This is a genomic window from Micromonospora sp. NPDC049836 (assembly GCF_044465125.1).
Classification (GTDB): domain Bacteria; phylum Actinomycetota; class Actinomycetes; order Mycobacteriales; family Micromonosporaceae; genus Micromonospora.
Map to the genome: position 1 here is coordinate 52125 of NZ_JBITLH010000004.1, position 13733 is coordinate 65857.

The 13733-nt window shown below is 73.9% G+C and carries 12 protein-coding genes; 6 read left to right on the forward strand and 6 right to left on the reverse strand.

Features of this window, described 5'->3' with window-relative positions; genetic code table 11:
* The first annotated feature begins 2 nt into the window (after window positions 1-2).
* Together ACIBPB_RS11865 and ACIBPB_RS11870 are read left to right on the forward strand one after the other, a co-directional pair.
* Window positions 3-1484 carry a NuoM family protein gene (locus tag ACIBPB_RS11865; protein WP_396839561.1) on the forward strand — a complete coding sequence of 494 codons (1482 nt, stop codon included), beginning with the start codon at window positions 3-5 and terminating at the stop codon, window positions 1482-1484.
* Complete coding sequence (locus tag ACIBPB_RS11870; protein WP_396839563.1) at window positions 1481-2899, forward strand: NADH-quinone oxidoreductase subunit N; 1419 nt, start codon at window positions 1481-1483, stop codon at window positions 2897-2899. Before ACIBPB_RS11865 ends, ACIBPB_RS11870 begins: the two co-directional genes overlap by 4 nt.
* A 19-nt stretch (window positions 2900-2918) precedes the next feature.
* Here the strand turns inward: ACIBPB_RS11870 and ACIBPB_RS11875 are convergent, their stop codons facing one another.
* Window positions 2919-4256: a DUF2254 family protein gene (locus ACIBPB_RS11875; RefSeq protein ID WP_396839564.1), complete on the reverse strand. Its 1338-nt coding sequence runs from the start codon at window positions 4254-4256 to the stop codon at window positions 2919-2921.
* A gap of 161 nt (window positions 4257-4417) precedes the next feature.
* Between ACIBPB_RS11875 and ACIBPB_RS11880 the strand changes: the two genes are divergently transcribed.
* Together ACIBPB_RS11880 and ACIBPB_RS11885 are read left to right on the forward strand one after the other, a co-directional pair.
* A complete protein-coding gene (locus ACIBPB_RS11880; RefSeq protein ID WP_396839565.1) occupies window positions 4418-5872 on the forward strand; it encodes a cation:proton antiporter in 1455 nt (484 codons plus the stop codon).
* A gap of 57 nt (window positions 5873-5929) precedes the next feature.
* Window positions 5930-6112: a hypothetical protein gene (locus ACIBPB_RS11885; protein WP_396839566.1), complete on the forward strand. Its 183-nt coding sequence runs from the start codon at window positions 5930-5932 to the stop codon at window positions 6110-6112.
* A 6-nt stretch (window positions 6113-6118) separates the two neighbouring features.
* Here ACIBPB_RS11885 and ACIBPB_RS11890 read toward each other — a convergent pair whose 3' ends face one another.
* From ACIBPB_RS11890 to ccsA, 5 genes are read right to left on the reverse strand one after another with little or no spacing between them, the layout of a single operon-like run.
* Window positions 6119-6997 (reverse strand): cytochrome c-type biogenesis protein CcmH, encoded by an 879-nt coding sequence (locus ACIBPB_RS11890; RefSeq protein ID WP_396839568.1) that lies wholly within the window; start codon window positions 6995-6997, stop codon window positions 6119-6121.
* Window positions 6994-7548: a TlpA family protein disulfide reductase gene (locus ACIBPB_RS11895; RefSeq protein ID WP_396839569.1), complete on the reverse strand. Its 555-nt coding sequence runs from the start codon at window positions 7546-7548 to the stop codon at window positions 6994-6996. The genes ACIBPB_RS11890 and ACIBPB_RS11895 overlap by 4 nt, the downstream gene beginning before the upstream one ends.
* The gene (locus ACIBPB_RS11900) at window positions 7545-9458 is read right to left on the reverse strand and encodes a cytochrome c-type biogenesis CcmF C-terminal domain-containing protein (protein WP_396839570.1); all 1914 of its coding nucleotides are present in this window, start codon (window positions 9456-9458) and stop codon (window positions 7545-7547) included. Before ACIBPB_RS11900 ends, ACIBPB_RS11895 begins: the two co-directional genes overlap by 4 nt.
* Window positions 9448-9852, reverse strand: a complete 405-nt coding sequence (locus tag ACIBPB_RS11905) for a cytochrome c maturation protein CcmE (protein WP_357327381.1) — start codon at window positions 9850-9852, stop codon at window positions 9448-9450. The genes ACIBPB_RS11900 and ACIBPB_RS11905 overlap by 11 nt, the downstream gene beginning before the upstream one ends.
* Window positions 9849-10616 (reverse strand): cytochrome c biogenesis protein CcsA, encoded by a 768-nt coding sequence (gene ccsA / locus ACIBPB_RS11910; RefSeq protein ID WP_396839571.1) that lies wholly within the window; start codon window positions 10614-10616, stop codon window positions 9849-9851. Before ccsA ends, ACIBPB_RS11905 begins: the two co-directional genes overlap by 4 nt.
* 121 nt (window positions 10617-10737) lie before the next feature.
* Here ccsA and ACIBPB_RS11915 point away from each other — a divergent pair, with 121 nt between their 5' ends.
* Together ACIBPB_RS11915 and ctaD are read left to right on the forward strand one after the other, a co-directional pair.
* Window positions 10738-11754: a c-type cytochrome gene (locus tag ACIBPB_RS11915; protein ID WP_396839572.1), complete on the forward strand. Its 1017-nt coding sequence runs from the start codon at window positions 10738-10740 to the stop codon at window positions 11752-11754.
* A gap of 17 nt (window positions 11755-11771) precedes the next feature.
* Entirely contained in the window at window positions 11772-13700 is a 1929-nt protein-coding gene (gene ctaD, locus ACIBPB_RS11920) for a cytochrome c oxidase subunit I (protein WP_396839573.1), read from the forward strand.
* Window positions 13701-13733 lie beyond the last annotated feature (33 nt).

Consider the following 13733-nt stretch of genomic DNA (forward strand, 5'->3'; position numbering starts at 1 on the left):
CGATGCTCTCCCTGCTCGTCTTCGCACCGCTGGCGGTGGCGGTGGTCCTGCTGCTCTGGCGGGACCTGCCTGACCGGGCGGTCTCCTGGATCTGGATCGCGGTCAGCGGCGTAGAGGTGGCTGCCGTGCTCGGCGCCTGGTGGGCGTACCCGGGGAGGGGGCTCGCGTACGAGGTGAACCGGCCCTGGATTCCCGGCGCCGGCGCCGGCTACCACGTCGGTGTGGACGGGCTGTCCCTGCCGCTGCTCGCCCTCACCGCGGTCGTCTTCGCCGCCTGCGCGGTCTACTCGCTGCGCCGCCAGCACCGGCCCCGGCAGTTCGCCGCGCTCTTCCTCGCCCTGCAGACCACCTGCCTCGGGTTGTTCGTCTCGCTCGACCTGATCCTGTTCTTCGTCTTCTTCGACCTGTCCATCGTCGGCATGTACGCGGTGATCGCCGGCTGGGGGCACGGCCCGGACGCCCGCCGCTCGGCGCTGAAGTTCTTCCTCTACACCTTCCTCGGCTCGCTGGCGCTGCTGCTCGGGTTCATCGGTCTCTACGTCGCCGCCCGGCCGCACACCTTCGACATCGTGGCGCTGACCCGCGACCCGCCGGTGGCCGGCAGCGTGGGTGGCCTGGTCCTGCTGGCCGTGCTGCTCGGGCTGGCGATCAAGACCCCGACGTTCCCGTTCCACACCTGGCTGCCCCCGGCGCACACCGACGCGCCGGCCGCCGGGTCGGCGGTGCTCGCCGGGATCCTGCTGAAGATGGGCACGTACGGCTTCGTCCGGATCGCCATGCCGCTGCTGCCGGAGGCCTGGCGGCGGTACGCCTGGGTGATCGTCGTGGTCGGCGTGGTGAGCGTGCTGTACGGGGCGCTGGTGGCCCTGGCGCAGACCAACTTCAAGCGGATGGTGGCGTACACGTCGGTCAACCACATGGGCTACATCGTGCTGGCGGTCGGCGCGGCCGGCCTGGTCGCCGGCTCGGACGCGCAGGCCCGCGCGGTCGCCGTGACCGGGGCGGTCACCCAGATGGTCAGCCACGGACTGATCACCTCCGCGCTGTTCCTGCTCGCCGGCGTCCTCTACCACCGGGGTGGCACCTACGGCATGGACGCCTACGGCGGGTTGGCCGGCGACACTCCCCGGTTCGCGGCGCTGACCGCGGTGGCCGCCTTCGCCAGCCTCGGCCTGCCCGGCTTCTCCGGGTTCATCGCCGAGTTCCAGATCTTCGCCGGCAGCCTGGGTTCGGCGCCGGTGGCGGTGGCGCTGGCGCTGCCGGGCATCCTGGTCACCGCCGGGCTGTTCCTCTGGGCACTGCACCGGATCTTCCTCGGCCCCGCCCGGCACCGGCTGTCCGAAACCGCTGACGTGACCGTCGCCGAGACGACCGCGGTCGTGCCGCTGCTGGCGCTGGCGCTGCTCATCGGGGTCTTCCCCCGGCTACTGCTGGACGTGGTGGAGCCGGCCGCCCGCGCCGTGACCGACCTGGTGAGCCGGTGAACGAGCAGCCCTTCGCCCTGCTGCCGGAGCTGCTGCTGCTGACCGGGGCGGTCACCACCCTGCTCACCGGCGCGTTCCTGCCCCGCGGCCGGCAGTGGGTGGCCCGGCTGGTCGCCCTCGGCGCGCTGCTCGCCACCGTGCTGGCCGCCCTCGCCGCACTGGACGCCGGTGGCACCGTCTACGCCCACACCTACGCCCTCGACGCCGCGACCACGGCGGCCCGGCTGCTGATCCCGGTGGCCGGGCTGCTCGTCGTCGGGATCGCCGCCGGCCGGGTCGCCGGCAACCGGCGGGAGACCGAGTTCTACGTCCTGACCCTGCTCGCCGTGCTCGGCGCGGTGCTGCTCGCCGGTGCCTCGGACCTGCTTCTGCTGGCCGTGGCGTACCTGCTGTCGTCGGTGCCGCTGTCCGGCCTGGCCGGCTGGGGACGCGACCGGCGCGGGGCGGAGGCGGCGCTCAAGGTCTATCTGATGGGTGCGCTCGCCGGGGTCGGCCTGCTGGCCGGCGCGGCCCTGCTGACCGCGCTCGCCGGCGGGGCGAGCGACTACGACCGGCTGGCCACCGGCCTCGCCGCGGCGCCGCCCACCGCCGTCGCGGTCGGAGTGGTCGGTGTGCTGGCGGGGCTGCTGTTCAAGATCGGCGCGGTGCCGGGGCACTTCTGGGTACCCGACGCCGTGCAGGGCGCCTCGATCCCGGCCGGCGCGTTGCTGACCACCGTGCCCAAGGTCGGGGGCCTGCTGGCGGCGTACCGGTTGTTCGACGTGGCGGTGCCCGCCGAGCGGGTGCACTGGCCGTTGCTGGTCGCGGTGCTCTCGGCGGTCACCATGACGCTGGGCAATCTCGCCGCCTTCGGCCAGGCGGATCCTCGCCGGCTGCTCGCGTACTCCGCCGTCGCTCAGGTGGGCTACCTGCTGATGGCCGTGGCGGTCGCCGGCCGCGGGGAGCGCGCGCTGCCCGCCCTGCTGGTCTACCTCGCCGCGTACGCCGTGACGAACCTGGGCGCGTTCGCGGTGCTGGCCGCCGAGCCGCACGACACCCTCGACGACTACCGCGGGTTGGCCCGCCGCCGGCCGTGGCTCGCCGCGGCGCTGGCCATCTGCCTGCTGGGGCTCGTCGGTACGCCACCCACCGCGGTCCTCGCCGGCAAGCTGACCGTCTTCACCGCGGCCTGGGACGGCGGGCTGGCCTGGTTGGTGCTGGTCGCGGCCGCCAACACCGTGGCCAGTCTCTTCTACTACCTGCGCTGGTTGGTGCCCGCCCTGACCCTGCCGCCCGGCCCGCCGGGTCCCCGGCTCCGGCCCGGAGCGGAGCGCGGGCCGCGCGTCACGGTGGCGGTGACGGCCGCCGTCGCCCTGCTCGGCGCGGCGGGCGCCGTTCCGCTGTACGGTCTGGCGGCGCAGACGCTGCAACGCTGAGCGGGTTCGCGCAATCGTCCTACCTGCCGCCGGCACCGGGCTCCCGACCGGCACTGCCGAGCGCGCTGTCCAGCCGTTGCCGGGCCCGCCGCAGGGCCGGAGAGGTGGGGATCTGGTCCAGCAGGGGCCCGGCCATGCCGAGATCCTCCCGCAGCCGGTCGCGCAGCGCGTCGCCGGCCAGGCCGAGCAGGCTGCCGTACGCCTCCAGCACCTGCACCGCGGTCATGTGCTGCTGGGACTCGTGCGCCACGACCAGCAACGAGTAGAACACGTCCAGCACGCGGTCCAGGTCGCCGTCCGGGTACACCACGGCGAAGCGCCGGTCCTCCGCCTCGGGCGCGCCCGCCGCGATCCACCGGGCCGCGACGTCCTGCAGGGCGTGGATGGCCCGGCGGGCCGTCTCCGGGTTGTGCTTCGCCGTCGATCCGCTCGTCCAGGCGATGTTGGCCAGTTCCTCGATGCCGGTGGTGGCGTCGCTGTCCAGGTCGGGGGTGGCGCCGATGACGACGGCCGGCCCCACCTCGTGCGCGACCCGATCGGCGTCGCCCGGGTCGTCGTGCCGGACGGTCGCGACGACGTCGCCGAAGGCCAGATGACCGCCGAGCGTGACGTGCAGGTGGATCTCCGCCCCGGGCAGTTGCCGCAGCGCCCGGTCCAAGCGGTCCAGGTCGATGTGGGTGACGTAACCGGTGGCGGTGCTGCGGTAGGTGGCCGCCACCGGATGCGGAGATGCTCCGGTTCGCCGGGTGCGCACGATCAGCGGCAGTTCCCGGTGCCGGGCCTCCAGCGTCCGGTCGCGGATCTGCCGCAGCACATTGACCGGGCGCATCTGGTCGATCGTGGTGTAGACCAGCATCAGGAGACCGACCAGGGCGAGTGCCGTCAGCCCGGTGGCGAGCGCCGCGCCGATGATCGGCGCGGTGTCACCGGGCACGGCGGTGACGACCACGTAGGCGTACATGGTGAGACCGACGAAGAAGCCGAGCAGCGCCTGGTTGATCCGGCGGCGCACGAACTGGTCGAAGACCACCGGGGAGAGGCTGGCGGCGGTCTGCTGGACGGCCAGCAGCAGGACCGAGAAGGTGATCGAGGTGACGGTGACCAGGCCGGTCGCGACCGCCTGCAGCGCGGTCGTTGCCGACTCCCGGCCGATCACCTGGCCGAGTAGCGAGCGGAACCGGTCCACGCCCGGGGTGTGGGTCTGATCGGCGACGATGGACGCCACCGCCAGCAGCAGGAAGGCGGCGACAATGAGCAGCGGGAGCCCGGCGAACTCCCGTAGGCCGCGCGCCCACCGCTGGCGCGCCCGACCACCCGTGCTGCCGGACGCCGCCGTCCGCGCGTGTCCGCCGATCATCACGAACCTTCCTACCGCCCGGATCCATCCTGGCAGCACCCTGGCGGCGTCTCCGGCCGCTTCCGCTACCCGCTCGCCGCTCTGATTAACGCCGCCGGGAGCGGGTAGCGGTAGCTGGCGTGCCGCCCGCCGGGGCGACAGGAACACGGACGGGGTGACGGTTGCGGGAGTTCGCGCTCTACGTCGCCGCGCTGGGGGCGGTAGCGGTCCTCGCCGTGCTGTCCAACCGGCTCGCCGACCGACTGCGGTTGCCCGCGCCGGCGCTGTTCCTGTTCGCCGCGGCGATCGTCTCCGACCTCTATCCCAAGCTCAACGAGCTGTCCCTGTACGCGGTCCGGCACCTGGTCGAGATCGCGCTCGTGCTGGTGCTGTTCAGCGGTGGGATGAGCATGGGCTGGCGGCGTCTGCGGCCGTCGCTCGGCCCGGTCGCGGTGGTGGGAGTGGCCGGCACCCTGCTCACCGCCGGTGCGCTGGCCCTGGTGCTGCGTTGGGTGTTCGGATTCGACTGGCTCGCCGCGTTGCTGGTCGGCACCGCGCTGTCGCCCACCGACCCGGCGGCCGTCTTCTCGGTGCTGGGACGGCACACCGTCACGGGACGCAGCGGCACGATCCTGGAGGGCGAGTCGGGGGCGAACGATCCGGTCGGGATCGCCCTCATGGCCAGTCTGCTCGCCGCCGGCACCGCCGGTGGGTGGTCGGCGGTTGCGGCGGGTGCGGGGGAGTTCGCCCTGCAACTGGTGGTGGGCACGCTGGTCGGGCTGGCCGGCGGCTGGCTCATCCTGCAGCTGATGCGCCGGGTGTCGTTGCCGGACGAGAGCTTGTACCCGCTGCAGGTGCTGTTCGCCGCCGTGTCGGTCTACGGCGTGGCGACCCTGGCCCGCGGCTCCGGCTTCCTGGCGGTGTTCCTCGCCGGCATCGTGCTCGGCGACGCCCGCGCGCCGTTCAAGCGGGAGATCCAACGTTTCCACGGCGCCCTGGCCAGTCTGGGCGAGCTCCTGGCGTTCGGCCTGCTCGGTCTGATCGTGTCGCTGCGCAGCATGGTGACCGAGAACGCCTGGCTCACCGGCCTGGCGCTAGCCGCGTTGCTCACCTTCGTGATCCGCCCGCTGGTGGTCGGCGGCCTGCTCACCGCCGTCCGGCTGCGCTGGGGCGAGCGGATCTTCGTGGTGTGGTCCGGACTCAAGGGGGCCGTGCCCATCCTGCTGGGCACGTTCATCCTCACCGCCGACCTGGAGCAGGACCTGCGCCTGTTCGACATCATCTTCGCCGTGGTCGCGTTCTCGGTCGTGGTGCAGGGCGGGCTGGTTCCGCTCGTCGCCCGCTGGTGCAGCGTGCCGATGCGGACCATACCGCTGCAACCCTGGTCGGTCGGTATCCGGGTGCAGGGCGAGCCCGTCGGGATGCGGCACTACACGGTCGCCTCCGGGGCGCCCGCGGACGGCCGGCCGCTGTTCGAGCTGAGCCGGGACGAGGGGGTGTGGGTGAGCCTGATCAGCCGCGCCGGCGAGCAGGTCCGGCTGGGCCGGGAGACGGTGTTGCGCGCCGGTGACGAGGTGCTGGTGGCCGGCGGCGAGCAGCCTGCCGCGGAGCGGGTCTTCACCGGCCCGCCGGGGTGAGGCGTTTCGCCGGCGTCCCACCGGGTAGCCGGCGCCTTCGGGAAGGTGGTGGACGGGGTGAATCTCGGCAAGCTCGGTGACGTGGTGGTGGGCACGGCGGGTGACGTCGCCGGCAGTGTGGTGGATCCGAAGGCCGGGCTCGGCAGGCTGCGTGCCGCGGTCACCCCTCGCGGCATGGCCACCCTGGCCGCCGGTCTGCTCCTCGGCTATCTCGTGGCCCGGTCCCGGCACCGCGTCTGACCCCGGTCAGCCCTCGATCAGCCGGCGGATCTCCGCCGCGGCGGGATGCGCCGGTGCGACGGCGAGGAACCGGCGCAGCGTCGTCGGGGCGTCCGCGGGGCTCGTGCCGCGCTGGGCGAGCCCCAGGACGAGCAGGCCGTCGGGCGACTCGGGCGCGTGGTCGAGGACCTCCCGGGCCTGCCGTCCGGCTCCGGCCGCGTCCCCCGAGCGCAGCAGGGCGAAGGCGAGACGCAGCCGGATGGCGTCGTCCGGACGATCCCGCAGGACCTCCTGGTACATCTGCGCGGCGGCGGCGTAGCGCTGCTGGCCTTCCAGGTCCCGGGCCAGCCCCAGCGCGACCGCCGTCGGATCGGTGCGGGGGGCCGCGGCCGGTGGGGTCAGCCGGTCCGCGGCCACGGCCACCGCCGCCACCAGGCAGACCAGGGCAGCGGCCGTCAGGCGCCAGACGGGCCGCGGTGACCAGCGGCGGGCCGGCAGGCCCGGCTCGTCGCCGTCGGCAGGACGCCGGGCCCGCAGCGTACGTGCCGCGGCGACGCCCGCGCCGAGCAGCGCCAGCGCGGGTACCGCCCACAGCAGCAGGCCCGGTCCCCGCACCGGCGGCTGCGCCAGCACCTCCTCGCCGTATCGCGCGACGAACCAGCGGCGGATCTCGTCCGGACTGCGTCCCTGCGCCGCCTGGTCGGCGATCACCTGCCGCATCGAGGCGGCGATCGGCGAGCGGGAGTCGGCCACCGATTCGCCCTGGCAGGCGGGGCAGACGAGGTCGGCGGCGACCGCGGCCACCGGGTCCGTCCGGCCGGCCGGCCCGGTCGAGCGGAGCAGTCCCGCGCCCGCCGCGGCGAGCAGCGCGGCCAGCGCCAGCGTGACACCCAGGCGCCGGATCACGGCGCGGCCAGCAGGGGCGACAGTCGGTCGTCGAGCCACTGCCGGGTGACCACGCCGGGCTGGTGCGCGACGATCCGGCCGTCCCGGTCCACCAGGTAGGTCTCGGGCACGCCGCGTACGCCCCACTCGATCGCCCGGGCACCGTCCGGGTCGGGCAGCACGGTCAGCGCGTCGCCGGCCCGCGCCTCCTGCAGCAGGGCGCGGACCGCGTCGGGCCCGTCGCGGAGGTTGAGTCCGACCACCCGTAGCCCGTTCGGTGACCACCGTCGTGCGGTCTCGGCCAGCAGTGGCAGTTCGTCGCGGCAGGGGCCGCACCAGGAGGCGAAGACGTTGACCAGCACCACCTGCCCGTGCAGCGCCGCCAGGTCGAATCGGGCGCCGTCGAGGGTGGTGCCGGTCAGCGCGGGCGCGGCAACCACCGGCGAGGGCCGGTTGTCGACCGGGCCGTTGCGGTACGCGGTGACGACGCCGCCGAGGCCGAGGGTCAGGAGCAGGATCGCCGCCGGAACCGGCCGGATCCGCCGCCACCACGCCCGGGCCGGCCGGCTCATCTCGATGCCCCCGCCGTGGCCGGGACGGGCCGCCCGGCGGGTTGCGGTCGCCGCCGTGGCCGGACCGTGCCGGAGAGCGCGAGCAGTCCGGCGGCCACGACGATCGCGCCGCCGGCCCAGACGAGACCGACGAGCGGGTTCACCGCCAGGCGTACGGTCGCGCTGCTCCCGTCGGCGGCCACCGCGAGCAGGGTGAGGTAGACGTCGCGGCGGGGACCGGCGTCGATCGCCGGGACGGTGACGGCCATGTCCCGCGCCGGGTCGTAGCGCAGCGCCGGGGCGGCGGCGCGGCGGTGGCCGTCAGCGGAGACGGCCAGGCGGGCACGGACGGTCATCCGGCCGGCGGGCGTGGCGCGCTGCACCGACTCCAGCCGCGCGGACACGTCGCCCACCCGGATCGTCTCGCCCACCCGCAGGGTCCGCTCGTCGACCTGCTCGTACGTCGCGGACGCCGCGACACCCACCGCGAGCACGGCGAGGCCGGCGTGCCCGAGCGTGGCCGCCCGGCGCCGGCCTCGCCGGCGGCCGCCGGCGCGCGGACCGCCGAGGGCGGCGAGCAGGCCGGTGAGCACGAAAGCAGCCGCCCCGAACGCGGTGAGCGCCGCGGTGCCGGGTCGGCTGAGCAGGCCGACAGCGGCCACGGTGGCCGCCGCCGCCGCGGCGGGCAGGGCGAGCCGGCGGAGCGTGCCGGCCCGGGACCGCAGCGCGGGCGGCAGCCCGGCCAGCACCAGCACCACCACGGCCAGCGGTACCGCGGTGCGGTGGTAGTAGCCGGCTCCGACACTGGCCCGGCCGCCGGTGATCGGCTCGGCGAGCAGCGGCAGCACCGTGCCGATCAGCACCACGGCGGTGACGCCGACCAGGAGCACGGCGTTGGCCAGCAGGGCGGCGGGTCGGGACCAGAGCGCGGTGCCCGCCCGGGCGGGCGCGGGTTCGCGGCGACCGGTGAGGACCGTGGCGGCCAGCACGGCGAGCAGCACGAATCCGAGCAGCAGGGGCCCCAGCGGCGACTCGGTGAAGGCGTGCACGCTGGCCACCGAGCCGGAGCGGGTCAGGAACGTGCCGAGCAGCACCAGCAGGAATCCCGCGCACGCCAGGACACTGTTCCACCGTTCCCGGCCACGGCCACCACCCAGGCTGGTGTGCAGGAAGGCGGTGGTGGTCAGCCACGGCAGCAGGGAGGCGTTCTCGACCGGGTCCCACGCCCAGTAGCCGCCCCAGCCGAGGACCGCGTAAGACCACCAGGCGCCCAGGACGATGCCGGCGGTGAGCGCGGTCCAGGCCACCAGCGCCCACGGCCGGGCCAGCCGCAGCCAGTTCCGGCCGGCGGGCCCGGCCAGCGGCGCGGCCAGCGCCAGCGCGAACGGCACGACCATGCCGAGGTATCCGGCGTACAGCAGGGGCGGATGCACCGCCATGGCCACGTGCTCCTGCAGCAGCGGATTCGGACCCGGCCCGTCCGGCGGGGCCGGGTCCACGGCCCGGAACGGGTTGGCGGCGAAGGTGGAAAGCGCGAAGAAGCACGTGGTGACCACGCTGACCACGACCATCGCGTGGGCGCGCAGCCGGTCCGCCCGACCCCGCGCGAGCAGCGCGCCGTACCCGCCGAGGACGAGGAGCCAGAGCAGCAACGACCCGTCCATGGCCGACCACATGCTGGTCATCGCGTAGGGGAGGGGCACGTGCCGGCCCCCGTTCTCGGCGACGAACCGCACGCCGAAGTCGTGGACCAGCAACGCCGCCTCCAGCGTCGCACCCGCCGCGAGCGCGGCGAGCAGCGCGCCGACCGAGGCCAGGCGCGCCGGCCGGGCCGGCGCCCCGAGCAGGGCGACCCGGAGCCAGAGCAGCGCGGCCAGCGGCGCGATGAGCAGGCCGGCGACCAGACCGGCGGTGCCGAGGTCACCGAGCACCGGGTGACTCCGGGGCGGGGGAGGGCCGGTACTCGTTGCCGTGCCGTACCACCAGGTGGTCGGCGTCGAACACCCCGTCGGTGCCGAGCCGGCCCTCGACGACGGCGTCCTGGCCCTCGCGGAACGTCTCCGGTGGCACCCCGTGCTGCCGCACCGGCACCTCCTGACCGGACCCGCCGAGCCGGAACACCACGAGGTCACCGTCCTGGTGCACGGTGCCGGGCACGACCTCGCCGCCCAGGCGGACCCGCTCGCCGATGGCCGCCGGGTCGCCGAGCACCTCTGCCGGCGTCCGGTAGTAGGTGAGGGTGTCGCGCAGGGCGCCGGTGACGAGCAGGGCGCCGCCCGCGAGCAGGACCGCGACCAGGGCCAGTCGCCCGGGACGTCGGATCACCGGACCAGGTCCGGCCGGCGGGCTGGTGGCCACGGGCGGGCGGCGTGGCGGGCGTCGAACTGCCGCTGCAGCCGCAGCACCCGGTGGGCCAGCACCCAGGTCGCGGCGACGGTCGCCGCCGCGACGGCCAGGAGCAGCGCCAGCGCCATCCGGGGGTCGATCGGTGGCCGTGCCGGCGCCAGCATGGTGGCCTGCTGGTGCAGCGAGCGCCACCAGAGCACGGAGAAGTGCACCACGGGGACCAGCAGGAAGCCGGCGACGCCGAGTACGGCCACGGGCCGGGTCACCCGCGGGTCGCCGTGCGGCGGCAGGCCGGCCCGCTCGGCGAGCGACCGGCGCAGGGCCAGCGCGGCGGCGTACGCCAGGAACAGCAGCGCGGTCGCGACCAGCCGTGGGTCCCAGGCCCACCAGGTGCCCCAGACGAGGTGTCCCCACAGCGAGCCGGTGGCGAGCGTGAGCGCGGTGAGTACGACGCCGATCTCGGTCGCGGCCAGGGCGACCCGATCCCACCGGGCGTCGTTGCGCAGCAGATGGGCGCCGCTGGCCACCAGGACGACGGCGAACGCCAGGTAGGCCACCCAGGCGGCCGGCACGTGCAGGTACATGAGCCGCTGTGCCGGGCCCTGCCCGGCGTCGGTCGGGGCCAGCAGGCCACCGGCGAGGCCGGCTCCGGCAGCGAGGCCGGCGGCGGTCCACGCGGTCGTACGCCGTGCCGCGGCACCGTGTGGGGAATCCGCGGTCAGTTCCACGGTGGAGCTTCGCATGATCGTCCCGTTCCGCGCCGTTGCTCGCCTGCTGCCTACGAGACCCCAACGTATCGGCTGCTTCTCGCCTATTTACTCCAAAAAGCATATTTCGTCCTACGCCTGATTAGAGTCGGCTCCGGTGGACACCCGAGCTGAATCCAGGACATCGACCCGGCGCCTCGCCCGGGCGGCGGTGCTGGGTGTCCTGCCCGCCCTGGCCGGCTGCGCCGGCGGGGCGCCGTCGGCCCTCGATCCCGCCGGCACCGGCGCCGGACGGGTCGCCGACCTGTGGTGGGTACTGTTCTGGATCTCCACGGCGGTGTTCGCCGAGGTCATGCTGGTGCTGGCCTGGGCGCTGGTGTTCCGCCGCCGGCGGGACGCCCGGGTCCGGCACGGCCAGCCGCTGCGCTTCGTCACGATCGCCGGCGCCGGCATCCCGCTGGTCGTCCTGGTGACCGTCTACGCGCTCGGCCTGCGCGACCTCGCGGCGCTGGGCGACGGACCGGGACCACGGGCGACCACCATCGAGGTGACCGGCCACAAGTGGTGGTGGGAGGTGCGGGTGGCGGGCGTCGCCGGCGCGACCGCCAACGAACTGCACATCCCGGTGGGGGAGAAGGTCCGGATCCGGCTGCGGACCGCCGACGTGCTGCACAGCTTCTGGGTGCCGCAACTGATGCCGAAGACCGACCTCATCGCCGGCGAGGTCCGGGAGACCTGGCTGCGGGCCGAGCGGGCCGGCACCTACCGGGGCCAGTGTGCCGAGTACTGCGGCACCCAGCACGCGCACATGGCCCTGCTCGTGGTGGCCGAGGCCCGTAGCGACTTCGACGCCTGGCGGGCCCGCCTCGGTGCGCCCGCCGCCCAGCCACAGACCGACGCGCAGCGGCGCGGTCAGCAGACGTTCGCGCAGGGCACCTGCGCCGGCTGCCACGCGATCCGGGGCACGGAAGCCGCCGGGCGCGTCGGTCCGGACCTGTCCGACGTCGGCTCCCGCTGGAGCATCGGCGCCGGCGCGGTGCCGAACGACGGCGGCCACCTGGGCGGCTGGATCGCGAACTCCCAGACGGTCAAGCCCGGCAACTACATGCCGCCGCAGCCGGTCGACGCGGAGCGGCTACTGGACCTCATCGCGTACCTGCAGTCGCTGAAGTGAGCGGAGGGGAGGCAGGCATGTCCACGACCGCGGCACCGGCCCCGGGCGCGAGCCGCGAGGAGCTGGCCCGGCTGGAGGAGCACTGGAGCGAGCGCCCCTCGCTGCGATCCTGGTTCACCACCGTGGATCACAAGAGGATCGGCCGCCGCTATCTGGTGACGGCCGGACTGTTCTTCGCGCTCGCCGGACTGAGTGCGCTGGCGATGCGCACCCAGCTGGCCCGGCCGGAGTCGGGGCTGCTCTCCCCCCAGGAGTACAACCAGCTCTTCACCATGCACGGCACGGCGATGATCTTCCTGTTCGCCACCCCGATGCTGTTCGGCTTCGGCAACTTCCTGGTGCCGCTGCTGATCGGGTCGCGGGACATGGCGTTTCCCAAACTGAACGCGTTCGGCTACTGGGTGTTCCTCTTCTCCGGGCTGTTCATGTGGGCGAGCCTGCCCTTCGGCGCCGCGCCCAACGGCGGCTGGTTCGCCTACGTGCCGCTGACCGATGAGCAGAACACCCCCGGCCTGCACATGGACGTCTACAGCCTGGGACTGCTCTTCCTCGGCATCGCCACCACCGCCGGGTCGATCAACTTCATCGTCACGGCGCTGAAGCTGCGCGCACCGGGAATGTCGCTGAACCGGGTGCCGCTGTTCGTCTGGGCGATCGTCGCCACCGCCTTCATGGTGATCTTCGCATTGCCGGCGCTCAACCTCGACAACGCGATGCTCTTCCTGGACCGCCGCTTCGGCACCCACTTCTTCGACCCCGGCGCCGGCGGAAACGTGCTGCTCTGGCAACACTTGTTCTGGATCTTCGGGCATCCGGACGTCTACATCATCGTGATGCCGGCGCTGGGCATCGTCTCCGCCGTGCTGCCGGCCTTCACCCGACGCGCAGTGGTGGGCTACCCGCTGATCGTGCTGGCCATCGTGTCCATCGCGATCATCTCGTTCGGGGTCTGGGTGCACCACATGTTCGCCACCGGGCTGCCGCAGCTCTCGTACAGCTTCTTCAGCGCGGCCAGCACGATCATCACGATTCCGTCCGGCATCCAGATCTTCGCCTGGCTCGCCACCATGGTGCTCGGCCGCCTGGTCCTGCGGGTGCCGCTGCTGTTCGTCATCGGGTTCATCGTGACCTTCGTGCTCGGCGGCCTCACCGGCACCATGTTCGCGCTGACCGCGTTCGACCAGCAGGTCACCGACTCCTACTTCGTCGTCGCCCACTTCCACTACGTGCTCATCGGCGGAGCGGTCTTCCCGATGCTGGCCGGCATCTACTACTGGCTACCGAAGATCACCGGGCGGATGTACCACGAAGGGCTCGGCCGGTGGGCGTTCTGGCTGGTGCTCGCCGGTATGCACCTCACCTTCTTTCCCATGCACCTCTACGGCCTGTTCGGCATGCCCCGCCGGGTCTACACCTACCGCAGCGAGGACGGCTGGGACGGCTGGAACCTGGTCGCCACCATCGGCTCGTACGTGCTGGCGCTCGGGCTGCTGCTGGTCCTGGCCGGCGTGGTGCACACCGTCCGGCGCGGCCGCCCGGCGCCACCGGACCCATGGGGTGGCGACAGCCTGGAATGGTCCACCGACTCGCCGCCGAAACCGTACAACTTCCCGGTCCTGCCGCGCGTACACAGCCTGCACCCGACCTGGGACGAACCCAGCCGGGAGTCGATGGGCGCCGGCGCGGAACCGGACCGGATCCTCGCCGACGGCCGACGGACGCTGTTGACCAGCGAGCTCGACGGGCGGCGCGAACGTGTCGTGGAGATGCCCGAGGCCTCGTTCCAACCACTGGTGTTGGCCCTGGCGATGCTGGTCTTCTTCACCGCCCTGCTGCTCGCCTGGTACCCGGTGGCCGCCGCTGCCGCCGTGGCGGTGGCCGTCACCCTGGCGGTCTGGCTGTGGCCGCCGCGCCGACCCGACCGGGAAGTCGGGGTGAGCCCGTGAACGCGAGGAGCGGGCCCGGCTCGCCAGCCCCGC